20 protein-coding genes and 4 tRNA genes are annotated in these 23,995 nt (G+C 67.5%); 21 read left to right on the forward strand and 3 right to left on the reverse strand.

Annotation, left to right across the window (positions count from 1 at the left end):
- Positions 1–7: 7 nt before the first annotated feature.
- The 4 genes from ARC23_RS02805 (at position 8) to ARC23_RS02820 (ending at position 5,655) form a co-directional block, all read left to right on the forward strand.
- Positions 8–496, forward strand: a complete 489-nt coding sequence (locus ARC23_RS02805) for a pilus assembly PilX family protein (protein WP_057495829.1) — start codon at positions 8–10, stop codon at positions 494–496.
- Complete coding sequence (locus ARC23_RS02810) at positions 493–5,073, forward strand: pilus assembly protein (protein WP_057495830.1); 4,581 nt, start codon at positions 493–495, stop codon at positions 5,071–5,073. The genes ARC23_RS02805 and ARC23_RS02810 overlap by 4 nt, the downstream gene beginning before the upstream one ends.
- Positions 5,074–5,096: 23 nt before the next feature.
- Positions 5,097–5,510, forward strand: a complete 414-nt coding sequence (locus tag ARC23_RS02815) for a type IV pilin protein (RefSeq protein ID WP_057495831.1) — start codon at positions 5,097–5,099, stop codon at positions 5,508–5,510.
- Positions 5,511–5,578: 68 nt separating this feature from the next.
- A tRNA-Asn gene (locus ARC23_RS02820) sits at positions 5,579–5,655 on the forward strand.
- A 51-nt stretch (positions 5,656–5,706) separates the two neighbouring features.
- Here the strand turns inward: ARC23_RS02820 and ARC23_RS02825 are convergent.
- Positions 5,707–6,237 carry a GspH/FimT family protein gene (locus ARC23_RS02825; protein ID WP_057495832.1) on the reverse strand — a complete coding sequence of 177 codons (531 nt, stop codon included), beginning with the start codon at positions 6,235–6,237 and terminating at the stop codon, positions 5,707–5,709.
- A gap of 128 nt (positions 6,238–6,365) precedes the next feature.
- On the opposite strand from ARC23_RS02825, the gene uvrB reads away from it, so the two are divergent.
- The 3 genes from uvrB (at position 6,366) to ARC23_RS02840 (ending at position 8,745) form a co-directional block, all read left to right on the forward strand.
- Positions 6,366–8,390 carry an excinuclease ABC subunit UvrB gene (gene uvrB / locus ARC23_RS02830; RefSeq protein ID WP_057495833.1) on the forward strand — a complete coding sequence of 675 codons (2,025 nt, stop codon included), beginning with the start codon at positions 6,366–6,368 and terminating at the stop codon, positions 8,388–8,390.
- A 106-nt stretch (positions 8,391–8,496) separates the two neighbouring features.
- Positions 8,497–8,571, forward strand: a tRNA-Val gene (locus ARC23_RS02835).
- A 99-nt stretch (positions 8,572–8,670) separates the two neighbouring features.
- Positions 8,671–8,745, forward strand: a tRNA-Val gene (locus ARC23_RS02840).
- A gap of 128 nt (positions 8,746–8,873) precedes the next feature.
- On the opposite strand, the gene ARC23_RS02845 is transcribed toward ARC23_RS02840, so the two are convergent.
- Positions 8,874–9,182, reverse strand: a complete 309-nt coding sequence (locus ARC23_RS02845) for a hypothetical protein (protein ID WP_057495834.1) — start codon at positions 9,180–9,182, stop codon at positions 8,874–8,876.
- A 180-nt stretch (positions 9,183–9,362) separates the two neighbouring features.
- Here ARC23_RS02845 and ARC23_RS21045 point away from each other — a divergent pair, with 180 nt between their 5' ends.
- Positions 9,363–9,503, forward strand: a complete 141-nt coding sequence (locus tag ARC23_RS21045) for a hypothetical protein (protein ID WP_203226334.1) — start codon at positions 9,363–9,365, stop codon at positions 9,501–9,503.
- Positions 9,504–9,551: 48 nt separating this feature from the next.
- Here ARC23_RS21045 and ARC23_RS02850 read toward each other — a convergent pair whose 3' ends face one another.
- On the reverse strand, positions 9,552–9,836 hold the full coding sequence (locus tag ARC23_RS02850; RefSeq protein WP_057495835.1) for a hypothetical protein: 285 nt from the start codon (positions 9,834–9,836) through the stop codon (positions 9,552–9,554).
- A 160-nt stretch (positions 9,837–9,996) separates the two neighbouring features.
- Here ARC23_RS02850 and ARC23_RS02855 point away from each other — a divergent pair, with 160 nt between their 5' ends.
- The 13 genes from ARC23_RS02855 (at position 9,997) to ARC23_RS02915 (ending at position 23,795) form a co-directional block, all read left to right on the forward strand.
- Positions 9,997–10,668, forward strand: a complete 672-nt coding sequence (locus ARC23_RS02855) for a response regulator transcription factor (protein ID WP_057495836.1) — start codon at positions 9,997–9,999, stop codon at positions 10,666–10,668.
- Between the two features lies 1 nt (position 10,669).
- Complete coding sequence (locus ARC23_RS02860) at positions 10,670–12,013, forward strand: sensor histidine kinase (RefSeq protein ID WP_057495837.1); 1,344 nt, start codon at positions 10,670–10,672, stop codon at positions 12,011–12,013.
- A 59-nt stretch (positions 12,014–12,072) separates the two neighbouring features.
- Positions 12,073–14,469: a DNA internalization-related competence protein ComEC/Rec2 gene (locus ARC23_RS02865; protein WP_057495838.1), complete on the forward strand. Its 2,397-nt coding sequence runs from the start codon at positions 12,073–12,075 to the stop codon at positions 14,467–14,469.
- 3 nt (positions 14,470–14,472) lie between these two features.
- Positions 14,473–15,135: a MotA/TolQ/ExbB proton channel family protein gene (locus ARC23_RS02870; RefSeq protein ID WP_057495839.1), complete on the forward strand. Its 663-nt coding sequence runs from the start codon at positions 14,473–14,475 to the stop codon at positions 15,133–15,135.
- A gap of 3 nt (positions 15,136–15,138) precedes the next feature.
- The gene (locus tag ARC23_RS02875) at positions 15,139–15,561 is read left to right on the forward strand and encodes an ExbD/TolR family protein (RefSeq protein WP_014036620.1); all 423 of its coding nucleotides are present in this window, start codon (positions 15,139–15,141) and stop codon (positions 15,559–15,561) included.
- A complete protein-coding gene (gene msbA, locus ARC23_RS02880) occupies positions 15,558–17,306 on the forward strand; it encodes a lipid A export permease/ATP-binding protein MsbA (RefSeq protein ID WP_057495840.1) in 1,749 nt (582 codons plus the stop codon). The genes ARC23_RS02875 and msbA overlap by 4 nt, the downstream gene beginning before the upstream one ends.
- A complete protein-coding gene (gene lpxK / locus ARC23_RS02885; RefSeq protein ID WP_057495841.1) occupies positions 17,306–18,325 on the forward strand; it encodes a tetraacyldisaccharide 4'-kinase in 1,020 nt (339 codons plus the stop codon). The genes msbA and lpxK overlap by 1 nt, the downstream gene beginning before the upstream one ends.
- A 75-nt stretch (positions 18,326–18,400) precedes the next feature.
- On the forward strand, positions 18,401–19,174 hold the full coding sequence (gene kdsB, locus ARC23_RS02890; protein ID WP_057495842.1) for a 3-deoxy-manno-octulosonate cytidylyltransferase: 774 nt from the start codon (positions 18,401–18,403) through the stop codon (positions 19,172–19,174).
- Positions 19,171–19,659, forward strand: a complete 489-nt coding sequence (locus tag ARC23_RS02895; protein ID WP_057495843.1) for a low molecular weight protein-tyrosine-phosphatase — start codon at positions 19,171–19,173, stop codon at positions 19,657–19,659. Before kdsB ends, ARC23_RS02895 begins: the two co-directional genes overlap by 4 nt.
- A complete protein-coding gene (locus ARC23_RS02900; protein WP_057495844.1) occupies positions 19,656–21,068 on the forward strand; it encodes a hypothetical protein in 1,413 nt (470 codons plus the stop codon). Before ARC23_RS02895 ends, ARC23_RS02900 begins: the two co-directional genes overlap by 4 nt.
- Positions 21,065–22,909 (forward strand): excinuclease ABC subunit UvrC, encoded by a 1,845-nt coding sequence (gene uvrC, locus ARC23_RS02905; protein WP_057495845.1) that lies wholly within the window; start codon positions 21,065–21,067, stop codon positions 22,907–22,909. Before ARC23_RS02900 ends, uvrC begins: the two co-directional genes overlap by 4 nt.
- Positions 22,910–22,927: 18 nt before the next feature.
- Positions 22,928–23,554: a CDP-diacylglycerol--glycerol-3-phosphate 3-phosphatidyltransferase gene (pgsA, locus tag ARC23_RS02910; RefSeq protein WP_021203601.1), complete on the forward strand. Its 627-nt coding sequence runs from the start codon at positions 22,928–22,930 to the stop codon at positions 23,552–23,554.
- Positions 23,555–23,719: 165 nt separating this feature from the next.
- Positions 23,720–23,795: transfer RNA gene (locus ARC23_RS02915), tRNA-Gly, on the forward strand.
- Positions 23,796–23,995 lie beyond the last annotated feature (200 nt).

A 23,995-nucleotide genomic window follows, 5' to 3' on the forward strand; every position in this document is an offset into this window, starting at 1 on the left:
GGCCGCCATGCACCCGCGCCCACGCATCCCTTCCTTCGCATCGGCCCGCCAGCAGCGTGGCGCGGTGCTGTACGTCGCCCTGATCATGCTGATCCTGCTGGCATTGATCGGCATTGCCGGCATGCAGGTTACCGGCATGCAGGAGCGGATGGCGGCCAACTACCTGCGCTCCAACCAGGCCTTCCAGAATGCCGAATCCAGTGCACGTGCGCAGGAGGCGGTGATCCAGGCCGCGATCGGCAGCGGCAATATCTACGAAGCCAACCAGGAAGAATGCAGCCCGGTGTTCGATCCGGCGACCTGGGCCGACGGCAAGACCACGGCCACCGCCATCAACACCCGGCGCCTGGACAAGTGCGTGCCGCGCGGGCCGATCAATGTGGGTGGCAAGAAGAACGAAGAAACCGAGAACATCTACCAGATCACCGTGTTGGCCAGTGACGATCCGGCCAATCCTTCTTCCAGCGCTGTCATCGACACGATCTACATTCCATGAACACTCCGCGCCGCTTTTCCCGCATCGTCTCGACACCCTGGCTGCGCCGGGGCGCGGCTGTGGCCGTGCTGGCCGGCATCGGGGCCCTGGTGTACCCGCTGTTTGCCGCGCTCGGTGACTACGACATCGCGCAGGAACCGCTGTACAGCAAGAAGACGCAGCCGCCACTGATGATGATGGTGATGTCGCGCGACGAGCAGCTGTTCAACAAGGCCTACAGCGATTACAGCGACCTGGACGAGGACGGCACGCTCGATACCACCTACCAGGACAAGTTCGACTACTCGGGATATTTCGACTCCAACCTCTGCTACACGTACAGCAGTGGCCAGTTCAAGGCCACCGCGCAGGCGACCGGTACCCTGAAGCATACCTGCGGCGGTAACTGGTCGGGCAACTTCCTGAACTGGGCGACGATGAGCCGCCTGGATGTGATGCGCTACGTGCTGTACGGCGGCCATCGCATCACCGATTCCAACACCAAGACCGTGCTGGAGCGCGCCCAGATTCCCAACGATCTGCATGCCTGGGTGAAGGTCTACAGCGGCAGCGACATCGGCAATTTCACGCCGTACAAGACCACCACCTCGTTCTGCAATGCCACCATTGCCAGTGGTGGCGCGCCGCTGATGCGTGTGGCCAGTGGCAGCTGGAGCGAATGGGCCTCGACCGCCAGCCGCCAGTGCATCGCCGGGCGCTCCGACGAAGGCAAGGATGACTCGCCGCGATCGGTCGTGGCCGACCTCAATGTGCGCGTCGAGGTGTGCGCGTCCGGCAGCGGCACGTTCCAGGAAGCGTTCTGCCGCAAGTACAACGATGGCGCCACCGACTACCTGAAGCCGGCCGGCCTGCTGCAGTCCTATGGCGAGAGCGGGCGCCTGCGCTTCGGCCTGGTCACCGGCACCTACGCCAACCCGCGCGATGGCGGCGTGGTCCGTCGCAACATCGGCAAGATCGCCGGCAACGGCACCTCGTTCTGCGCGGCCGGTGATGAGATCAATCTGTCCAATGGCCAGTTCTGCAATTCGCTGACCGGTGGTGCCGAAGGCATCATCAATACCATCTCCAACTTCCGCATCGACCAGTGGAACTGGAGCAACAACTGGAACGACTGCAACGCCTACAGCATCCTCAACCGCCAGGGGTTCGGGGGCAACGGCAACCTTACCGATCCGGGCAATGCGTCCAAGACCTGCAGCGCATGGGGCAATCCGCTGGCGGAGATGTATGCCGAAGCGCTGCGCTACATCAAGGGCGAGACCAAGGGCATCTACAGCGCCAGCGGTGACCTGAGCGGCCTGCCCAATGCGGTGTCCTGGAAGGACCCGTACCGTTCGCCGAATGATGGCGGCAACTCCTACTGCGCCACCTGCAACATCCTGGTGATGTCCTCGGGCCTGCCGTCGTTCGACAGCGACAACATCGGCTCGGTCAGCGGGCTGCCGACCGCAGCGAGCTCGACCGACGCCATCGGCAATCTGGAGAACATCACCGGCGGCAACTACATGGCCGGTCGCATCGGCCTGACCGAGCGCTATGCCTCGATCAACACGCACGAAGACATCTGCCGGGCGGCCAAGGTCACCGGACTGTCGCTGGTGCGCGGCATCTGCCCGGACGTGCCCTCCACCGAAGGCAGCTACCTGATGGCCGGCCTGGCCAAGTCGGCCGCCGAGAACGACCTGCGCCCGCGCGTGCAGGACAAGCCGGATTCGTACAAGCTGACCGCGACCACCTATACCGTGGCCATGGCCGAGAGCCTGCCGAAGTTCGAGATCCCGGTGGGCAATGGCAAGATCACCCTGGCCCCGCTGTGCCAGGCCAACAACACCGGTACCGCGAAGATTACCAGCACGGGCTGGCGCAGCTGCTTCCTGGGCTCGGTCGGCATCGGCACCAAGCAGTCGACGGTGTCGCCGAACTTCGTCTACGGGCGCACCTATCGCGCCGATGGCAAGGCCGGCAGCTTCTCGCTGGTCTGGGAAGATTCACTGTGGGGCAACGATCACGACAATGACGTGGTGTCGATGCTCAGCTACTGCGTAGGCGAGACCTGCAACGAAGGCGACAACACCACCTTCCGCAACATCTGCTGGCGTTCCTCCAGCAGCGAATGCAGCAACAACGCGGTGCGTGGCACGGTGGCTGCCGACGAAGTGCTGGTCCGCATCGAGAACCTGTCGGCCTATGCCGGCAACGCGATGCTGACCGGCTACACCATCGTCGGGTCCAATGCCGCCGACAACGTGCAGCGCCTGGTGCTGCGCCCGGGCGACAAGAATGGTTCGGTGTTGACCACCTCCTCGGCGCCGCCTGCGGAATGGACTGGTGCGATCGTGGCGCGCTATCGCCTCGGGACCGGCCAGGCCGGCCAGCTGGAGAGCCCGTTGTGGTACGCCGCCAAGTACGGCGTGCCGGCAGGCAAGAAGTGGGACAGCAAGGTGGCCGGGGTGCCGGACAACTACTTCCTGGCACGCAATCCCGCCAAGCTGAAGTCGGCACTGGAGGCAATCTTCGACAGCGCCGCAGCCGGCGAGGCACCGGTGGGTGGCAGCGCGACCGGCGCACGCGTCAATGCGGGTTCCTTCACTGTGTCCGCGCACTATGCCGTGGCCTCTGGCTCCAACGACTGGACCGGCGATCTCATTGCCAGCCAGGTCACCGCCACCGGCGGCATCGGTGCGGAGCTGTGGCGTGCGTCAACCCGGATGAGCGCCTCCGGCCGCACCATCGTGATGTCGACCGCACCGACCTATGTGAACAAGTCCAACCAGCTGGTGGCGGCAGCGGCGGCGGATTTCACCGCCGACAACGTGCCCGGCCGTGATCGTGCCGAGAAGCTGGGGAACATGGGCCTGAACACCATTCCCAACTGGTTCGGTTCGCGTACCGTGGCCGACCTGGTCAGCTACCTGCGCGGTTCGCCGGTCAGTGGCTTCCGCCCGCGCAGCGTGCTGCTGGGAGACATCGTCAACTCCAGTGTGGAGATCGTGTCCAACAAGGACGACTACGGCTACACCTCCTGGAAGGCGCAGGGTGGGGTGGGCTGGAAGACCACGCTGGGCACGCGCTATCAAGCCTACCTGGATGCCAAGAAGGCCTCCGGCGGGCCACCCTCGATGGCCTACGTCGGTGCCAATGACGGCATGCTGCACGGGTTCAACGCCAGTACCGGCACGGCCGCAGGTACCGAGCAGTTCGCCTTCATTCCCTCGGCGTCGCTGCAGCACATGGCCGAGCTGGCCAACCCGGCCTACGGCCATCGCTACTACGTTGATGGTGGGCTGACCTCGTCCGACGTCTACTACGGCAACGCCTGGCATACCGTGCTGGTGGGCTCGACCGGTGGTGGCGGTGCCAGCCGCGGTCCTTCAGCGACCTCGGTGGGTAATGGTTCGGTGTTCGGGCTGGATATCAGCAATCCGACCGGGTTCACTTCCAGCAACGTGCTGTGGGAGATTTCCGGCAAGACCGAGTCGGACATGGGCTTCGCCTTCGGCAAGCCGGTGGTGGTGCCGGTGGCCGGTTCCGACCCTGACGGTCCGCCGCGCTTCGTCGCCCTGTTCGGCAATGGTGTCAATTCCAGCACTGGTCGTCCTGTGCTGTACGTGGTGGACATCCAGACCGGCCAGGTGCTCAAGCGCCTGTATCCGGCCGGCACCAAGTACGCGATCGCCAATGGCCTCAATCATGTGACTGCGGTGGGCCTGTACAACAGCAGCGGTCTGGCCGACACCGTGTACGGTGGCGACATGCAGGGCAACATCTGGCGCTTCGATCTGCGCGGTGGCGACACCACGGCGTGGAATGTGGGGCTGAGTGGTTCGCCGTTGTTCACCGCAGTCCGCAGTGCGGTGGTGCAGCCGATCACCGGCTCGATCGAAGTCTCGGCCGGTCCGGGCGGAGGCGTCAGCCTGTTCTTCGGCACCGGGCGCTACTTCACCGCCGATGACAACGCCGTGACCCGCAATTCGCCGGTGCAGACCCTGTATGGCATCTGGGACAACCTTTCCAGTGCGGTCAGCGGTCGCGATGTGCTGGTTGGCCAGACCGTCAGTTCCGCCGGCAGCGGCTTCCGTGACATCTCCGGCAATCCGGTGGATTACGCGACCCAGCGCGGCTGGTACGTGGATCTGATTGTTGGCACCGACGTCGAAGGTGAGCGTTTCTTCGGCTATCCGACGCTGCAGGGCGGCAACGTGATGTTCACCACCTACGTGCCGGGGCAGACGGTCTGTGGCACCGGTGGTGGCGTCAACTGGCGCTACCGGTTGAACATGCTCACCGGCCAGCCGGCCATGAGCGGGCTGACCGATGAGCCGGGCGGCGGCAACCCGCTGTGCGGTGCGAACTGCGGCGCCGGTGCGCTGACCCGCGGCGGCGACGTCGCCAGCGGCGCGCCGGTGCTGGGCACCAATGTCAGCAGCACCACGATGAAGGGGTGCGATGCCAGCGATCCGAAGTGCTCGGTCGATGGCTCGATCGACCGCTGCATCGTGGCGTTGAACACGCCCGGCGCCGACACCGCCTACGGCCAGCGCGCCTGCGGCCGGCAGTCCTGGCGCCAGATCCGCTGACCATCATGAACATGAGAATGCCCATGCGTACCCCTGCAACGCGTCGTTCCACCGCCGGCTTCACCCTGATCGAGCTGATGATCACCGTAGCGGTGATCGCCGTGCTCGCGGCCATCGCCCTGCCGTCGTATCAGCGCCATGTGCTGAAGACCAACCGGGCGCTGGCCAAGGCCGATCTGGTGGAGATCGCGCAGCTGCTCGAGCGCTACCACACCGTGCAGAACAGCTATGACGGTTTCTCGCTGCCGTTCGACCAGTCACCGCGGCAGGGCGCCAAGCGCTACACGCTGTCGCTGAGCGGCAAGGCTACGGCCAGCACCTACACGCTGCAGGCAGTGCCGGAAACCGGGCAGGACAAGGATGTGTGCGGCACGCTGACGCTGGATCAGGCCGGGCGCAAGACCCCGGACAAGAAGACCAATGCGGAGTGCTGGTAAGGGTTGCTCATCGCACGTGAAAAAAGGGCTTGCGCTGGCCGCCAAACGCTGGCTAAAATGCGCACCCCGCCCGAATAGCTCAGCCGGTTAGAGCACTTGACTGTTAATCAGGGGGTCGTTGGTTCGAGTCCAACTTCGGGCGCCAGATTCGAAAAAGCCGCGAGAAATCGCGGCTTTTTTCGTTGTGGGCGGCCACTCAGCAGGCGGCGGGCTGTCGTGGCCGTTCGCTGCGCACCCGCCCCGGGACATTGATGATCACGCGACTGTGCTCGTAGCCATCCACGCACAGCACGATGGACTGGTTGGTGCCGGCGTTGCGGCCATCCGGCCGGAACTGCACCTCGGGACGATGATCGCTGGTGTGCAGCTGGACCCGGCGTTGGCTGGTGGTATGGGTGCGCAGCAGCCGGCCGGGGCCTCCGCCGGCCGTGCGTGCCTCGACCCGCACGCGCCAGCCCCGGCTCCAGGCCTGGTCACACTGCTGGCCATCAGACGAGCCACAGACAGATACGCGGCGGCGCTCGGTAACGGCCGTGCTGCGTGCCAGCGACAGGCTGGCGACCAGCTCCCGGCGCAGGCTCTCGGCCTGCAGGTGGCGCAGCGCGCGTTGCCAGGGGCCCCAGGCCAGCGCCAGCGCCACCGCCAGCAGCATGAGGATCAGCAGCAGTTCGATCAGCTGAATGCCACGGGCGGGCCGGGCGGTGGGGGCATGGAGATGGCGAGGCATGGGCCCAGCCTCCGCCCGGAGGCGTTCGGCCGCCATCGGCCAACGCCGTCCCGGCATGCCGGTAAACCCCTCAGCCTGCCGTCACCCCTTGCCTCGTATACTCACGTTTCCCGGGAACTGGCAACACCATGAGCGACCGTTTTGAACTCGTCTCGCCGTACTCGCCGGCGGGCGACCAGCCCGATGCCATCGCGAAGCTGACCAGCAACTTCGAAGCCGGCATCGCCAAGCAGACCCTGCTCGGCGTGACCGGTTCGGGCAAGACCTACACCATCGCCAACGTCATCCAGAACGTGCAGAAGCCGACGCTGATCATGGCGCCGAACAAGACGCTGGCCGCGCAGCTGTATGGCGAGTTCAAGGCGTTCTTCCCGCACAACGCGGTGGAGTACTTCGTCAGCTACTACGACTACTACCAGCCGGAAGCCTACGTGCCCTCGTCGGACACCTTCATCGAGAAGGACAGTTCGATCAACGAGCACATCGAGCAGATGCGGCTGGCGGCGACCAAGACCCTGCTGTCACGTCCGGATGCCATCGTGGTGGCCACGGTGTCGGCCATCTACGGCCTGGGTGCGCCGGAAGACTACCTGTCGCTGCGCCTGATCCTGTCCAAGGGCGAGCGCATCGACCAGCGCGACCTGATCAATCACCTGACCCAGCTGCAGTACACGCGCAACGAATATGAACTGCAGCGCGGTACGTTCCGCGTGCGCGGCGAAGTGATCGACGTGTTCCCGGCTGAATCGGACAGCGAGGCGCTGCGCCTGGAGCTGTTCGATGGCGAGGTCGAGAAGATCACCCTGTTCGATCCGTTGACCGGCGAGACGCTGCGCAACATGCAGCGCTTCACCGTGTACCCGAAGACTCACTATGCCACCACCCGCGAGCGCGTGCTGGCGGCGATCGAGACGATCAAGGTCGAACTGAAGGAGCGCCTGGAGCAGCTGTACGCGCAGAACAAGCTGGTGGAGGCGCAGCGCCTGGCGCAGCGTACCCAGTACGACATCGAAATGATGGCCGAGGTGGGTTTCTGCAACGGCATCGAGAACTACTCGCGGCACCTGACCGGCAAGAATGCCGGCGAGCCGCCGCCGACCCTGTTCGACTACCTGCCGGCCGATGCGTTGCTGGTGATCGACGAATCGCACGTGACCATTCCGCAGATCGGCGCGATGTTCAAGGGCGACCGTTCGCGCAAGGAGACGCTGGTCGAATTCGGGTTCCGGCTGCCCTCGGCGCTGGACAACCGGCCGCTGCGCTTCGAGGAGTGGGAAGAGCGCTGCCCGCGCAGCATCTATGTGTCGGCAACACCGGGGCCGTACGAGTACCGCGAGGCCGGTGACGAGATCACCGAACTGGTGGTGCGCCCGACCGGCCTGATCGATCCGGTGGTGGAGATCCGCCCGGTAGGAACCCAGGTCGACGACCTGATGAGCGAGGCCAACGAACGCATCAAGGCCGGCGATCGCGTGCTGGTCACCACGCTGACCAAGCGCATGGCCGAGAATCTCACCGAGTACCTCACCGAACACGGCATCCGCGTGCGCTATCTGCACTCGGACGTGGACACGGTCGAGCGCGTGGAGATCATCCGCGATCTGCGCCTGGGCAAGTTCGACGTGCTGGTCGGCATCAACCTGCTGCGCGAGGGCCTGGACATGCCCGAGGTGTCACTGGTGGCGATCCTGGATGCCGACAAGGAGGGCTTCCTGCGCTCGACCGGCTCGCTGATCCAGACCATCGGCCGCGCCGCCCGCAATGTGCGCGGCAAGGCGATCCTGTACGCGGACAAGGTGACCCGTTCGATGCAGGCGGCGATCGACGAGACCGACCGTCGTCGCGCCAAGCAGGTCGAGTACAACCAGGAGCACGGCATCGTGCCGCGCTCGGTGGCGCGCCCGATCGTAGACGTGCTGGAGGGGGCCCGCTCGGATGCAGCGGAAAAGGAGGCCAAGAAGGGCAAGGCCAAGGGCAGGGCGGGTGTGGCCGAGGAGGGTGCCGACTACCGTTCACTCAGCCCGGCCCAGCTGGCGGCCCGGCTCAAGGCGCTGGAACAGCAGATGTACCAGCACGCCAAGGACCTGGAGTTCGAGGATGCCGCGCGCGTGCGCGACCAGATCCGGCAGCTGAAGGAGGCCAGCCTCGGCTGAACGCGGCGGTGCAGCATCATCTTCACAAAAGTGTTGCGCTTCACGGCCGGCGTCCGTAATATACGCGGCCTGCACCGACGCAATCGCGGCCCTGCAGATGCAAAACGGGCGGTTAGCTCAGCGGTAGAGCACTACCTTGACATGGTAGGGGTCACAGGTTCGAACCCTGTACCGCCCACCACGAAGTCTCCGGAAATGAGGCTGTCGTGAACTGCAAAGCCCGGCCCTGGCGCCGGGTTTTTACGTAGCAAGGCCAGCCTCCGGGCGGCAAGAACAAGATGGGCGGTTAGCTCAGCGGTAGAGCACTACCTTGACATGGTAGGGGTCACAGGTTCGAACCCTGTACCGCCCACCACGACATCCTCGGCGAGGATCGACGTGAACAGAAGACCCGGCCATCGCGCCGGGTTTTTTGCATTATGGCGACCGTTGTCGAGGCAATTGATATCGCATGAAGCGTGGCGAGAACGACAGGTTTCGGAACTACCGCCGAGCGGGCAGCAGTTCAACGCTGATTACACGCTGCACCCGCCATCGGCCATCCACGCGTTGCCACAGCTGCACGATGTAGGCGCGCTCGGCCGGCCCGTCCGCGCAGCACCGGCGCCCCAGTCGCAGCACCCGGTCCGTGCGTAACGGGAAGAGCTGCAGCGCGTATGCGGTGTCATCACGCTGTGGCGTCGTGCCGGCCGTCTCGTTGAGCAGAATCTGTTGACGCACTGCCGCTTCGGCGGGCCCACCGTGGTCGCCGAACAGGCCGGTGAACAGCAGCATCAGGGCAAGCATCGGCATGGCACGGTGCTCCAGCGGGAAAGTGCATGCAGGCTGGCACGCCACCGCCGGGGCCGCAGCCGGCCTGCGACGAACAGCGGGATTGCGCCGCCAAAGCCAGCCAGGTGGCGATGAATCCGGGCCGGGCAGGCGTAGACTTGCCGCTGCCGCGCAATCGCAGTCATCAAAAGGAGCAGCTGCATGAGCGATCACATTCCGGTTTCCAGGCCCAACCCGCTGTTCGAGCTGCTGTTCGGCGGCAACATGCTGCAAGGCACGTTCAAGGCCGTGATCTGGGTTGCGCTGTTGTCGGCGGTGCTGGCCTGGAGCACGCTGCGCTGACGGCGGCAGCCTTCGTTCAACACCGCGCGCCGCGGGGTGCCCGCAGGATCAGGCGCTGAATGCCTGGCGCAGGCTGTGCAGGGTTGCCTGGCGGTGTTCCTTCGCGCTGGCCTCGCCCATCTCCAGCTCCTGCAGGCGCAGGCCGACCAGTGTCATCGACAGCGCGTAGCCGCGTGCCGCACCGGCGACGCGTGACAGGCCCAGGGCCCGGCGCGCCAGTGCATTCACGTGCTCGATGTCGGGCATCAGGCCCAGGTAGGCACGCTCGGCGCTGTCCAGGTCGGGTGCACGCAGGATTGCGTGCGCTTCGCTGGTGGGGGAGACGGAGGCCATGGGGTGTCCTTGTCCGTGGGCGACCACTGTGCGGGGATGGCTGTGCATGGTGCAGGCGCAACATTGTCAGAACATTGCGCCAGCGAGGCCGGCTGCGATCAGCGCACAACGGCGGCGCCAGGCACTATGATCGGCACCGTTTCCGGTCGCCGAGCCCCTCATGCGCATCCTCCTGGTCGAAGACGATCCCGATCTGTCCCGTGCCCTGCAATCGGGCCTGGAGCGGCAGGGCGTGGTCGCCGACGTGGTCGCCAGCCTGGCCGAAGCCGCCATCGCGCTGCGCGAGCCGGTGCACCAGCTGATGCTGCTCGACCGCCAGCTGCCCGATGGTGATGGTGCCGGTTTTGTTGCCACGGCACGTGCGCTGCGGCCGAATCTGGCCGTCATCATGCTGACCGCCAAGGGCACGCTGTCGGACAAGGTTGAAGGCCTGGATGTTGGCGCCGATGACTACCTCGTCAAGCCGGTCGCGATCGAAGAGTTGATGGCGCGCATCCGCGCGGTCTCGCGGCGACCCTCGGCGATGGTCACGCCCAGCCTGCGGCTGGGACGCATGGAGTTCGATTTCGAATCGCTGCAGGCGCGGGTCGAAGGCCTGCCCTTGCCGTTGCCGCGCCGGCAGGTGCTGGTGCTGCAGGCGCTGGCGATGCGGCAGGGGCGCACGGTCACCCGCAGTGCGCTGGAGGCGGCGGTGTACGGTTTCGATGATGAGATCCAGTCCAACGCGCTCGATGCGCATATCTCCAAGTTGCGCAAGGCGCTGCAACAGGCTGGTGCCGGCGTGGAGATCCACGTGATCCGGGGCGTCGGCTACCTGCTGGCGGAGGCCTGAGATGGCCCGTCCGATCCGTTCCATCACGCTGGGGCTGGCCTGGCGCCTGTTCCTCGCACAGGCGTTCACCGTGTTGTTCGCGGTGGTTGCACTGATCCTGACCTGGGGTGACAAGGACACCTGGGGCATGGACATGTTCATGGCCGAGGCGGTGGCCAAGGCGGTGCACAGCGAAGACGGCCGGCTGGTGCTGGACGAGGCGCGCTGGAACACGCTCGATGCACAGGCCGGTGGCAACCTGTGGTTCGCTGCAGTCGATGACAAGGGTGCCTGGCTCGAGCGTGGCACCCTGCCGGCCGTCCACGCGCCGCTGCTGGCACGCTTGCCGACGCTCGGCGCCACCGAGCTCGGCTCGCTGGTACCGCCCTATCTGGATGTGGCGCGGGTGATGATCCGCAACGAGGAGGGGCGCCGCATCACGGTGATGGTGGGCGGCGCGCCCAAGGGCGGCCTGCTCGACGGCGCGTTGATGGTGCTGCGGCTGATCGGCCTGTGGTTCTTCCTGCCCCTGATCGTGGTCACGCTGCTGGTGATGCCGACGGTGATCCATCGCGCGATGCGCGGCGTGCGCCGTTCCGCGCAGCAGGCCAAGGAGCTGGATATCGGCCAACCGGGCGCACGGCTGGATGCGCAGCTGGTGTCCACCGAAGTGGCGCCACTGGTGGAGGCGTTCAATGATGCGATCGACAAGGTGCAGCAGGGCTACGCTGCGCGGGACAAGTTCCTCGCCGACGCGGCGCATGAACTGCGCGTCCCGATCGCGGTGGTGCAGGCGCGCCTGTCGCAGTTGCCACAGGGCGAGCTGAAGTCGCAGTTGCTGACCGATGTGGCGCGGCTGGGCAATGTGGCCGAGCACCTGCTTGACCTGCAGCGGCTGGATCGTAATGTCGGGGCGTTGCAGCGGCTCGACCTTGCGCTGCTGGTGCGTGAGGCGGCCGCTGATCTGGCGCCGCTGGTGGTGGGGGCCGGCTACGGGTTCGAGGTCGATGCGCCGGACGTGCCGGTCTGGATCCATGGCGATGGCCTGGCCCTGGGGCGGGTGATCGCCAACCTGGTGCACAACGCCATCGTCCACGGCGGTGGCCGCGGCATCATCTGCGTGCGGCTGGATACGCGCGCGTTGCTGGAGGTCAGTGACCAGGGGGCGGGCATTCCGGTGGGGGACCGCGAGGCGATCTTCGAGCCGTTCCATCGCCTGCGCGCGGCGGGCAGCGGCAGCGGCCTGGGCCTGCATCTGGTGAAGGAAATCGTGCAGCATCACGGCGGATCGGTCAGTGTCGGCGAAGCTGCCGGCGGCGGCGCCAGTTTCCGGGTCAACTTCCACCGCGGCAGCGTTCGGCGCTGACCCCAGGGCGGGGCAATCACTGATAGGCAGGCGACGGTCTGCAGCCGCAGGCTGCGGCCATGGGTGCCCATCGATCCGTTCCGGCCGTGTTGGGGCGTGGCTGCGCTGCCGGCCTGGTGCTGGGCGCGCTGGCCTGCGTGCAGCTGCCAGCACTGCCGCCCCTGTGGCCAGGTGCCGTGGCGGCGGTGGGCGCGCTGTGCGCCTGGATGCTGCGCTGGCGGGGGCGGGTGCTGGCGGCAGCGTTGTTCGGCCTGGCCTGGACCGCGCTGCACGGGCATTGGGCATTGCAGCAACAGCTTGCGCCGGGCGCATCGGCGCAGGATGTGGTGGTTCGTGGACGGATCATCGACCTGCCGCAGCATCGCTCGGGGCAAACCCGTTTCCTGCTGCGCGTGGACGATGACGACCCTCTGCCGGTGTTGCGGGGCAAGCGCCTGCAGGTCAGCTGGAATGATCCGTGGCGGGGTACGACGGCAGGCCACCGCAGTGGGCGCCAGCAGCTGCGGGCGGGCGCGCGCTGGCGGCTGGCACTGCGGGTGCGTCCACCGCGCTCGAGGATCAATCCCGGCGGATTCGATGGCGAGCGCCACGCGCTGTTGCAGGCCATCGCCGGCAGCGCCACGGTGCGCGACCCGGCCGGCGCACGCGAGCTGCATCCCGCGTTTGGCCTGCCAGCCTGGCGTGAGCGCAGCAGTGCCGCCATCGCCGCCCAGGTGCCCAGCCCCGGCGCGCGCTTCGTGCAGGCGCTGGCGCTGGGTGATACGCGTGGATTGTCCGATGCCGACTGGGAACAGCTCCGCGCGCTCGGCCTGACCCATCTGGTGGCCATTTCCGGATTCCACGTCGGCGTGGTCGCGGGGCTGGGTGTGCTGCTGTGCCGGCTGCTGTGGTGGCTCTGCCCGCAGCTGGGCCGCCGCTGGCCCCGCCAACAGGCGGCTGCCAGTGCCGCGGCGGTGGCCGCTGCCGGTTACGCGGTGCTGGCCGGAGGCGCGCTGCCGACGGTGCGTACGGCATTGATGATCGGCCTGCTCGCGTTGGCGCGTGGCGGCCGGCGCCCGCTCGGTGTGGCGCACGGGATGTCGCTGGCAGCGCTGGCGCTGCTGCTGCCGGCGCCACTGTCGGTGCTGTCGGCCGGGTTCTGGCTCAGCTTCGGTGGGGTGCTGTGGCTGCTGTGGTGCCTGCCGCAGGCGCCACCGCAGGGCCTGCGCGAAAGACTCTACGGCCTGCTCGCCGCGCAGGGGGTGGCCAGCCTGGGGCTGCTGCCGTTGGGCGTCGCGCTGTTTGGCGGCACCGCCCGGCTGGGGCCCCTGGTCAATCTGCCGATCATTCCCTGGTGGAGCCTGCTGGTGGTGCCGCTGTCATTGCTGGGTACCGGCCTGCAGGCGTTGCATGAGGGCGCGGGACGCTGGGCATGGCGGGCTGCGGCGTGGCTGTTCGAACTCAGCTGGCGCGCGCTGCAGCCGCTTGCGGTCCATCCGCAGGCGATGTGGTGGCTGGCCGAGGCACCCGCTTGGGCGGTACCTGCGGCGCTGCTGGGTGTGTTCTGGTGGTTGCTGCCGCGCGGCGCGGGCGGTGGCCTGGCGGGCCTGTTGCTGTGCCTGCCGCTTCTGTGGCCGGCGCGCGAAGGGCCGGGGGAGGGCGAGCTGGAACTGCTGGTGCATGACGTCGGCCAGGGCACGGCGGTGCTGCTGCGCACGGCGCGGCATGCGCTCTGGTACGACGTCGGGCCACCGGCCGGGGGCGACGGCAATGAACGCACCCTGGTTCCGGCGCTGCGTGCGCTGGGCCAGGCCATGCCACAGCGGGCAGTGCTCAGCCATGATCATTTGGACCACACCGGCAATCTGCCCGCGGTGCGCCGGCAGCATCCGCGCCTGGCGCTGCTGGCGCCCGCCGGCAGCGCCATCGCCGGGGCCCGGCCCTGCCGGGCGGGCCTGCGCTGGCACTGGGATGGCGTCGACTTCCAGATACTGCATCCCGCCGCCGGTAGCGGGCAGGCCGTGAACGAGAGCAGTTGCGTGCTGCGCGTGGCGGGCGCCCACGGCGTGGTACTGCTGCCCGGCGACATCGGCCGGGTTGCCGAAACGGAGCTTTTGGCGACCTCTTCGCCGCAGTTGCGTGCGGATGTGGTGCTGGTCCCCCATCACGGCAGCGGCGGCAGTTCCAGCGCGCCGTGGGTGGCGGCGGTGGCGCCACGGCTGGCACTGGTCTCGGCCGGGCACCAGAACCGCTTCGGCCACCCGCGGCCGGAGGTGGTGCGGCGCTGGCGGGCGCAGGGGGCCGAGGTGGTGGCTACTGCCGAGTCCGGAGCGATCCGCGTATGGCTTGGCGCACAGGGGCTGCAGCTGCGTGAACAGCGCATCCACGCGTCCCGGTGGTGGGATGCCGCTGGGCGGGCGCGGTCGGCTGCTATCCTATCGCCGATCGAACAAGCGGCCGTTGGGCCGGAGGGTTGAAACGTGTGGGAACTGGTCAAGGCCGGTGGCTGGCCGATGGTGCCGCTGCTGCTGTTGGGCGTACTGGCTTTGGCGATCATCCTGGAGCGTTTCTGGTCCCTGCGGCGAACGGAAGTGCTGCCGCCGGGCCTCGGCCAGGAAGTGCGCAACTGGGCCGCGCGCGGCAAGCTCGACCCGGCGCACCTGCAGACCCTGCGCGCCAACTCGCCGCTGGGCGCGCTGCTGGCGGCCGCGCTGGAAGCGCGCAACCGTCCGCGTGACCAGATCCGCGAACGCATCGAAGACACCGGCCGTCACCTGGTGCACCGCATGGAGCGTTTCCTGAACGCGCTGGGCACCATCGCCTCGGCCGGTCCGCTGCTGGGCCTGCTCGGCACCGTGATCGGCATGATCCAGATGTTCCTGGGCATCCTCGACCACGGCGTGGGCGACGTGAACCAGCTGGCCGGCGGCATCGGCAAGGCGCTGGTGTGCACCGCCACCGGCATGATCGTGGCCATTCCGGCGCTCATGTTCCATCGCTACTTCAAGGGCCGCATCCACGGCTATGTGGTGGAGATGGAGCAGGAGGCCAGTGCGCTGCTGGACACCCTCGACGGCCGCCCGGGAGTGATGAACGCCGCGCCGGCAGCGCGTGCGGCCAGCCCTGCCACGGCCAAGGCCTGATCGATGCGTATCGGCAACGACCGATCCCAGGATGAGCCGCATATCGATCTGGTTCCCCTGATCGATGTGATCCTGGTGCTGATCATCTTCTTCGTGGTCACCACCACCTTCGACGCGCGATCGACGCTGCAGGTGCAGCTGCCGACCGCCAGCCAGCAGCCCAACAACGAGCCGCCACGCTCGCTCAGCGTACTGATCAACGCCGAGGGCCGTTATTTCATCAATGACCAGGAAGTGCTGCGCAGCGACGTCGAGTCGGTCAAGCAGACCATCGCCGCCGTGGCCGGCAGTGATCGCAGCCAGCCGGTGCTGCTGCGCGCCGATGCACGCACCCCCTACCAGGCCGTGGTGACCGCGCAGGACGCGCTCGGTCAGCTCGGCTTCCGCCGTATCGCCATTGCAACTGCGCCAGAGGTGCGTCCATGAGTTCCCATCACGCGCCGGTGTGGCCGATCTACAAACGTCTGCTGGGCTATACCCGCACCTACTGGGTGTTCATGGTGGGCGCGGTCATCGCCATGGTGGTCGAAGCCCTGGCCGGCTATCACTTCACCAAGCTGATGGAGCCGCTGGTCAACCGCGGTTTCGTCAACCCCGAACCGCGCATGGCGGTGATCCTGCCGCTGACCATCCTGGGCCTGTTCCTGATGCGCAGCGTGGCCACCTGGGTGAGCGACTACACGCTGGCCAAGACCGGCCGCAGCGTGGTGCGCGATCTGCGCGAGCAGGTGCTGCAGAAGTACCTGCACCTGCCGTCGTCGCATTTCGATACCGAAGCGACGCCGGTGATGGTCAGCCGCCTGAACTTCGATACCGAACAGGTCACCCAGGCCAGTGCCGATGCGCTCAAGACCGTGGTGGCCGATACCCTGACCATCATCGCAATGCTGGCGGTGATGCTGCAGATGAGTGTCAAGGTCACCCTGGCGATGCTGCTGGTGGTGCCGCTGATCGGTGGCATCGTGTCCTACGTGGGCAAGCGCTACCGCCGCATCAGCCGCGGTATCCAGGACGGCATGGGCACGATGGCGCAGACCGCCGAGCAGTCGCTGGCGGCGCAGCAGGAAGTGAAGGTGCACGGCACCCAGCAGCACGAAATCTCGCGCTACTCGCGCCTGGCCAACCGCATGCTGGCGCTGAACATGAAGGTGGAAGTCACCCGCGCCGCCGCGTCCAGCGTAGTGCAGTTCCTGGCCGCACTGGCGCTGGCGGTGATCGTCTGGGTGTCGACCCGTGAAGCGCTGGCCGGTCGCCTCAATGCCGGCCAGTTCATGGGCCTGATGACCTCGATGATGGCCATCATCCCGTCGCTGCGCCGCCTGACCAGCGTGCAGACCTCGATCTCGCGCGGCGTCGCTGCCGCCGAGCGCCTGTTCGGCATCCTCGACATGCCGGTGGAGCGCGACGAGGGCCGCACGACGGTGCAGCGCGTGCGGGGCGAGCTTGCGTTCGAGCACGTGATGCTGCGCTACCGCGAAGACAGCGGCATCGCCCTGGACGACATCAGCTTCGTCGCCAGGCCGGGCACCGTCACGGCCATCGTCGGCCGCTCCGGCAGCGGCAAGACCAGCCTGATCCGGCTGGTGCCGCGCTTCTACGAGCCCAGCGGCGGTGTCATCACCCTCGATGGCGTGGCCCTGGATGATTATCCGCTGGCCGATCTGCGCCGGCAGGTGGCGATCGTCGGGCAGAAGGTGATGTTGTTTGACGACACCATCGCCGCCAACATCGCCTATGGCATGGAAGCAAGCGAGGAACAGATCCGTGCTGCGGCCGAAGCGGCCAACGCCTGGGAATTCATCGCACGCATGCCGCAGCAGCTGCAGACCCCGGTAGGCGAAAACGGTGCGCTGCTGTCCGGCGGCCAGCGCCAGCGCCTGGCGATCGCCCGCGCGATCCTGCGCGATGCCCCGATCCTGATTCTTGATGAAGCCACGGCTGCGCTGGACAACGAATCCGAGCGGCTGGTGCAGGACGCGTTGCAGCGCCTGATGCCGGAGCGCACCACGCTGGTCATCGCCCATCGCCTGTCGACCATCGAACATGCCGACCAGGTCCTGGTGATGGACCACGGCCGCATCGTCGAACGCGGCACCCACCGCGAGCTGCTCGAGATGGGTGGCCTGTACCAGCACCTGCACAGCATGCAGTTCCGCGAAAGGCAGGACTGATGGCCGGCAAGGGTACCCAGACCCCGACGTACTGGTACGACGGCACGCCGGTTCCGTGGGCGATGCGCCTGCTGGCACCGCTGTATGCCGGCGTCACCGCGCTGCGCCGGCGTGCCTACCGGCGCGGCTGGCGCAAGCGCCACGCATTGCCGGTGCCGGTCATCGTGGTCGGCAACATCACCGCAGGCGGTACCGGCAAGACCCCGCTGACCATCGCCCTGGTTGAACGGCTGCGCGCGGCGGGGTGGAAACCGGGCGTGGCCAGCCGTGGTTACGGCCGCGAGGACGCTGATGCACCGCTGTGGGTGCAGGCCGATACGCCGACCGCCAAGGGCGGCGACGAGCCGGTGCTGATCGCCTGGAAGACCGGCGTGCCGGTACGCGTGGACCGCGACCGGGTGGCGGCTGGCAGGGCGCTGGTCGAGGCCGGCTGTGATGTGATCGTCTGCGATGACGGCCTGCAGCACTACCGCTTGGCGCGCGATATCGAGATCGAAGTCGTCGATGCGCAGCGCCGCTATGGCAACGGCCTGATGATTCCGGCCGGGCCGCTGCGTGAGCCGGTCAGCCGCGCCAGCGAATGCGATTTCCGCGTGGTCAATCTCGGCCAGGCCGAGGCGGAGAACGCGGCCCAGGCCTGCGGTTTCGGGCAGTGGCCGATGGCGTTGCAGATCGACAGTGCGCAGCCGCTGGCCGGTGGCCGTGCACGCCCGCTGTCGTACTTCAAGGGCCAGCGCGTGCATGCGGTGGCCGGTATCGCCCATCCACAGCGCTTCTTCGACATGCTGCGTGCGCGTGGGATCGGCGTGGTGCCGCATGCGTTCGCCGACCACCAGGCCTATCAGCCGCAGGATCTGTCGTTCGGCAGCCAGCTGCCGGTGCTGATGACCGAGAAGGATGCGGTGAAATGCCGTGCGTTCGGTAACGACTGGCACTACGCGGTGCCACTGCGCGCCGAGCTGCCCGCCGCGTTCTGGGTGGCGTTGACCGATCGCCTGGACAAGCTGCGACCGAACTGAGTGGCGCGGGGGCGCTTGCATTCACACGCTGCCGGCCACATTCCCCTTGTTACCAGCCTGCCGAGTATCGCCCGCATGACCGAATTTGTTGTCGCCATTCCGGCCCGCTATGCCGCTTCGCGGTTGCCGGGAAAACCCCTGCGCCTGCTGGGCGGTGAGCCGCTGGTGCTGCATGTGGCGCGCCGCGCGCTGCAGGCCGGTGCCCGCGAGGTGTGGGTGGCGACCGACGACCAACGCATTTCCGATGCGCTGTCCGGGTTGGCCGAGGTGAAGGTGGCGATGACCGCTGCGTCGCATGCGTCCGGTACCGACCGCCTGGCCGAGTGTGCGCGTATTGCCGGCTGGGCCGACGATACCGTGGTGGTCAACCTGCAGGGTGACGAACCGTTCGCACCGGCGGCAGGCATCCGCGCGGTGGCAGATGCGCTGGTCGCTGGCAATGCGCCGATGTCGACTCTTGCCACGACCGTCGAGGACGCGCACACCCTGTTCGACCCGAACGTGGTGAAGCTGGTGCGCAACGTACGCAACGAGGCGATGTACTTCAGCCGCGCGCCGATCGCCTGGCACCGCGACGGCTTCGCACGCAGCCGCGACACGCTGCCGGACGGCCACCACTGGCTTCGCCACATCGGCATCTACGGCTACCGTGCCGGATTCCTGCAGCAGTTCGCCGCCATGTCGCCAGGGCAGCTTGAACAGGTCGAATCACTGGAGCAGCTGCGCGTGCTCGAGGCCGGCTACCCGATCAGCGTAGCGATCTCGCCCGAAGCGTTCCCGCCGGGCATCGACACGCCCGAAGACCTGGAGCGCGCCGAGGCGCTGTTGCAGGCGCTGACCGCACGATGAGGCTGCTGGTCGTCTGCCTTGGCAACATCTGCCGTTCGCCGATGGCCGAAGGCGCGTTGCGCGCCCGCCTGGCCGCCTCGCCGCTGGCCGGACGGGTGCAGGTCGATTCGGCCGGCACCGGTGGCTGGCACGTGGGTGAGCCGCCGGATCGGCGCGCGATCGCCTGCGCGGCCGGCCACGGCGTGGATATCGGCGGGCTGCGTGCCCGCCAGTTGCAGGCCTGCGATTTCGACCGGTTCGACTGGATCCTGTGTGCCGACGAGGCCAATCTGCGCGATGCCGGGCGCCTGGCCACGCCCGCTCAACGCGAGCGCCTGGCGCTGTACCTTCCGTGGTCGGGTGGGCAGGGGCCTGACGCTATCCCGGACCCCTACAGCGGGGGCAGCGAGCATTTCCAACAGGTCTGGACGCTGGTGGACGATGCTGCAAAGCGTGCGGTGGCGCGACTGTTGCATGACGCCGACTCCGGCATAATCGGCTCATGAACGTCCAGCCCGTCCCGGACCTGCCCGAGTTTGCCGCCTGGCTCAATGCCACGCCCTGCACGCTGACCGAACTGCGCGGTCGGCCGGTGGCCCTGTTGTTCGTCAATGCCGCCTCCGCGTGGAGCGCGCAGCGCTTGGCCGAGTTCGGCCAATGGCTGTCGCGACACCCCGGCAAGCTGCAGCCGCTGGTGCTGCAGGTACCGCGATTCGATTTCGAGCGTGAGCCCGATGCTGCACTGAAACTGCTGCGCCGGCAGGGGTTGTCGATGCCGGTGCTGCTCGATACCGACTGGGATGGCTGGCGCCGCTTCGGCATCACTGCGTGGCCGACGCTGGTGCTGTTGGATGCCCAGGGGCGCGAACAGCAGCGGCTGGTCGGGCAGGGAGCCCCAGGGGACCTGGAGCGCGCCTTGAACGCGCTGTGCCAGGGCGCGCCATTGGCGCCGCCGCGTGGCGGCAGCGAACTGCATCCGGAGCCGCGCCATCCGCTGCGGTTCCCGCTCGGCCTGGCGGTCAGTACCGAACGGCTCTACATCGCCGACAGTGGCCATCACCGCATCCTTGAATGCAGCCACGGCGGACGCATCCTGCGCCAGTTCGGCCTTGGTACCGCCGACTTCATGGACGGCAACCTGGCCGAGGCGGCGTTCCACCGCCCGCAGGCGCTGGTACTGGAACGCGATTCGCTGTACGTGGCCGACACCGGCAACCACGCCGTGCGCCGTATCAACCTGCTGACGGGCATCGTCGACACGTTGTGCGGCAACGGTCGCCCGGGTGCGCCGGTGGAAGGGCCGGTCGCGCAGGCGCGGCAGGTCTCGCTGGACCATCCGGTCGGCCTGGCCATCGCCGACAACCAGCTGCACATCGCGATGGCCGGCGACAACCGTATCTGGAGTTTCCATCTTGGCCAGCGCAGCCTGCAGTGGCGCGCCGGCAGTGGCTCGATCGATGAGCGCGACGGCAGTGGCCACCTGGCCGCCTTCGCCCAGCCGACCGCGTTGGCCGTGGTGCAGCAGGTGCTGTACGTGGCCGACGCGCTGGGCTCGTCGATCCGCGGGCTGCAGCTGCGCGGCGACCTGGTGCAGACGCTGGTCGGGCAGGGGCCGTGGCGCTTCGGCAGTGAAGACGGCCCGCGCGCGCAGGCCAGCCTGCAGTTCCCGCAGGCGATCGCGCTGAGCCCCGAGGCGCCGCTGCTGTGGATCGCCGATACCGGCAACGGTTGCCTGCGCACGCTGCGGCTGGGCGGCGGTGAACTGACCACCCAGCCGCTGCCGCGCCGCCTGCATGGCCCGGCTGGACTGGCGGTGGGCGCAGGTGCGGTGTGGATCGCCGAGACCGACGCCCACGCCGTGCTGCGATTCGACCCCGACAGCGGCGTGCTCAGCGAAGTCCCGATCAGCGAATGACCGACGTTCCCGCCCCGGCCTTCGACGGCAAGGCCTTCGCGGCCCAGCTCAGCACCGCGCCCGGCGTGTACCGCATGTACGCCGCCGACGACACCCTGCTGTATGTCGGCAAGGCGCGCGCACTGCGCAACCGCGTCGGCAGCTACTTCAATGGCGGCCCGAAGAACGCGCGGATCATGTCGATGATCTCGCAGATCGCGCGCATGGACGTGACCGTGACGCGCTCGGAAGCCGAGGCGTTGCTGCTGGAGAACCAGCTGATCAAGTCGCTGTCGCCGCGCTACAACGTCTCGCTGCGCGACGACAAGACCTATCCGCATGTGCTGCTGACCCGCGAAGACTGGCCGCGCATCGCCCTGCATCGCGGCCCGCGTGCCATTCCCGGCCGCTATTTCGGGCCGTATCCCGGCGTGACCGCAGTGCGCGAAACGCTGAACCTGATGCACAAGCTGTTCAAGCTGCGCAGCTGCGAAGACAGCGTGTTCCGCAACCGCTCGCGGCCGTGCCTGCAGTACCAGATCGGGCGCTGCAGCGCGCCGTGCGTGGAGCTGGTGCCGGCAGCGGAGTACGCCGAGTCGGTACGCCGCGCCGCCCTGTTCCTTGAAGGCAAGAGCGACGAGCTGACCCGTGAACTGGGCGAGCAGATGCAGGCCGCCAGCGAGGCGCTGGAGTTCGAGCAGGCCGCGCGCCTGCGCGACCTGATCTCCTCGCTGCGCAGCATGCAGACCCGCCAGTACGTGGACGGGCGCGCCGCGGACCTCGATGTGCTGGCGGTGGCCATGCAGGGGTCGCAGGCCTGCGTGCTGCTGCTGGCGTTCCGCGATGGCCGCAACCTCGGCACCCGCCCGTTCTTCCCGCGCACCAATGGTGAAGAAAGCCCGGAAGAAGTGCTGGCCGCGTTCGTCTCGCAGTACTACATCGAGTTCGAGCCACCGCGGGAGATCCTGCTGGACCGCGAGATTCCCGACGCCGACCTGCTGGTGGCCGCGCTGTCGGCCTCGGCCGAGCGCAAGGTACAGCTGAAGTGGAACGTACGCGGCGAGCGCGCTGGCTACGTGGAGCTGGCCAGCCGCAACGCGCAGCTGACCCTGGCCACCGAGCTCAACAGCCGCAACGCACAGCACGCACGCAGTGATGCGCTGCGCGATATGCTCGGCCTGGCCGAGCCGGTCAAGCGGGTGGAGTGCTTCGATATCAGCCACACGCTGGGCGAGGCCACCGTGGCCTCGTGCGTGGTGTTCGATGCGGCCGGGCCAGTGCGTGCGCAGTACCGACGCTTCAACATCAGCGGCATCGAGCCGGGCGATGACTATGCGGCCATGCGCCAGGCCATCGACCGTCGCTTCCGCCGTGCGGTGGAAGAGCAGGGCGTGCTGCCGGATGTGCTGCTGATCGACGGTGGTGCCGGGCAGTTGGCCCAGGCCCAGGCCGCATTGGCCGACCTCGGTGTGGAAGGGGTGCTGCTGGTGGGCGTGGCCAAGGGCGTGGAGCGGCGCGCCGGGCATGAAGCGCTGGTGATGCCCGACGGCCGCGAGCTGCGCCCGGGCGCGGCCAACCCGGCGCTGCAGTTCATCCAGCAGGTGCGTGACGAGGCCCACCGCTTCGCCATCACCGGCCACCGCGGCCGCCGCCAGAAGGCGCGGATGACCAGCAAGCTGGAGGACATCCCCGGCATCGGCCCGCGCCGCCGCGCCAGCCTGCTCAAGCATTTCGGCGGCCTGGTGGGCCTGAAAGCCGCCGGCGAAGCGGAAATCGCCAAGGTGGAAGGCATCAATGACGCCCTCGCGGCACGTATCTACGCTAACCTGCACGGGTTGGCCACGCCTGATGCGGCCGAGTAGAGAGAGAAGCACGCAAGCATGAAGTTGACCCTGCCCACCTGGCTCACGTTGTTGCGGATCGTGATGATCCCGGTGCTGGTGCTGGTGTTCTACCTGCCCTACACCTGGACCAACTTCGCTTCGGCGGCGATCTTCGGCCTGGCCGCGATCACCGACTGGCTCGATGGCTGGATCGCACGCCGTTACCAGCTGGAGTCGGCCTTTGGCGCCTTCCTCGACCCGGTCGCGGACAAGCTGATGGTGGCGGTAGCGCTGTTCCTGATCGTGCAGGGTCATCCGACGCCGTGGATGGCCTTCTGGGCGGCGGTCATCGTCGGCCGCGAGATTGCGGTGTCGGCGCTGCGCGAATGGATGGCCGAGCTGGGCCAGCGCGCCAAGGTGCGCGTGGCGATGATCGGCAAGATCAAGACCACCGCGCAGATGGTCGCGCTGCTGTGCCTGCTGTATTCGGTGGCACCGAACGTGCCGGTGGAAGATATCTGGATGGGCTGGCCGGTGTTCCATATCGGCGATTGGACCCTGGCCATTGCTGCGGTGCTGACCCTGTGGTCGGGCCTGCAGTACCTGCACGCCGCCTGGCCGAGCCTGCGCGAAGACGAGCGCGCCGCCCGCGAGCGCTCACGGCAGAAGAAGCTGGGCAACTGAGGCCGGGGTCTGAGCCCCGGGGTCGGATCCCTTTCCGAAGGAAAGGGCTCTGACCCCATCGATGCGCTATCCACGCATGGCGTGGATACGCGATGCAAGGCGCCTCGCCAACCCGGAAAAAGCGCTTGACGGCATCCTTGGAACAGGTAGAATTTCGCCTCCCAAGCGGGAATAGCTCAGTTGGTAGAGCGCAACCTTGCCAAGGTTGAGGTCGCGAGTTCGAGTCTCGTTTCCCGCTCCAGATTCAAGAAGAACGCTCCCGCATGGGGGCGTTTTTCGTTTGCGTGCAATGCACTTCACGGTGCCAGCTTCCATGGCAAGCGGTGCCTGCGCATGGGGATGGAATCCAGGCCGATTCCCCCTCGATATGCAGGGCTGCGCAGCGGAGTCCGCAGTCCGAGGGCCTGAACACGGCGCGGTCGTGCAGATGAAAATTCCTGT

The organism is Stenotrophomonas beteli, assembly GCF_001431665.1.
GTDB classification, from domain to species: domain Bacteria; phylum Pseudomonadota; class Gammaproteobacteria; order Xanthomonadales; family Xanthomonadaceae; genus Stenotrophomonas; species Stenotrophomonas beteli.

Excerpts from the sequence above, each read along its gene's own strand:
- ARC23_RS02805 (WP_057495829.1), top strand. The coding sequence starts at position 8 with ATGCACCCGCGCCCACGCATCCCTTCCTTCGCATCGGCCCGCCAGCAG.
- ARC23_RS02810 (WP_057495830.1), top strand. The coding sequence starts at position 493 with ATGAACACTCCGCGCCGCTTTTCCCGCATCGTCTCGACACCCTGGCTG.
- ARC23_RS02815 (WP_057495831.1), top strand. The coding sequence starts at position 5,097 with ATGCGTACCCCTGCAACGCGTCGTTCCACCGCCGGCTTCACCCTGATC.
- ARC23_RS02825 (WP_057495832.1), bottom strand. The coding sequence starts at position 6,237 with ATGCCTCGCCATCTCCATGCCCCCACCGCCCGGCCCGCCCGTGGCATT.
- uvrB (WP_057495833.1), top strand. The coding sequence starts at position 6,366 with ATGAGCGACCGTTTTGAACTCGTCTCGCCGTACTCGCCGGCGGGCGAC.
- ARC23_RS02845 (WP_057495834.1), bottom strand. The coding sequence starts at position 9,182 with ATGCCGATGCTTGCCCTGATGCTGCTGTTCACCGGCCTGTTCGGCGAC.
- ARC23_RS21045 (WP_203226334.1), top strand. The coding sequence starts at position 9,363 with ATGAGCGATCACATTCCGGTTTCCAGGCCCAACCCGCTGTTCGAGCTG.
- ARC23_RS02850 (WP_057495835.1), bottom strand. The coding sequence starts at position 9,836 with ATGGCCTCCGTCTCCCCCACCAGCGAAGCGCACGCAATCCTGCGTGCA.
- ARC23_RS02855 (WP_057495836.1), top strand. The coding sequence starts at position 9,997 with ATGCGCATCCTCCTGGTCGAAGACGATCCCGATCTGTCCCGTGCCCTG.
- ARC23_RS02860 (WP_057495837.1), top strand. The coding sequence starts at position 10,670 with ATGGCCCGTCCGATCCGTTCCATCACGCTGGGGCTGGCCTGGCGCCTG.
- ARC23_RS02865 (WP_057495838.1), top strand. The coding sequence starts at position 12,073 with ATGGGTGCCCATCGATCCGTTCCGGCCGTGTTGGGGCGTGGCTGCGCT.
- ARC23_RS02875 (WP_014036620.1), top strand. The coding sequence starts at position 15,139 with ATGCGTATCGGCAACGACCGATCCCAGGATGAGCCGCATATCGATCTG.
- msbA (WP_057495840.1), top strand. The coding sequence starts at position 15,558 with ATGAGTTCCCATCACGCGCCGGTGTGGCCGATCTACAAACGTCTGCTG.
- lpxK (WP_057495841.1), top strand. The coding sequence starts at position 17,306 with ATGGCCGGCAAGGGTACCCAGACCCCGACGTACTGGTACGACGGCACG.
- kdsB (WP_057495842.1), top strand. The coding sequence starts at position 18,401 with ATGACCGAATTTGTTGTCGCCATTCCGGCCCGCTATGCCGCTTCGCGG.
- ARC23_RS02895 (WP_057495843.1), top strand. The coding sequence starts at position 19,171 with ATGAGGCTGCTGGTCGTCTGCCTTGGCAACATCTGCCGTTCGCCGATG.
- ARC23_RS02900 (WP_057495844.1), top strand. The coding sequence starts at position 19,656 with ATGAACGTCCAGCCCGTCCCGGACCTGCCCGAGTTTGCCGCCTGGCTC.
- uvrC (WP_057495845.1), top strand. The coding sequence starts at position 21,065 with ATGACCGACGTTCCCGCCCCGGCCTTCGACGGCAAGGCCTTCGCGGCC.
- pgsA (WP_021203601.1), top strand. The coding sequence starts at position 22,928 with ATGAAGTTGACCCTGCCCACCTGGCTCACGTTGTTGCGGATCGTGATG.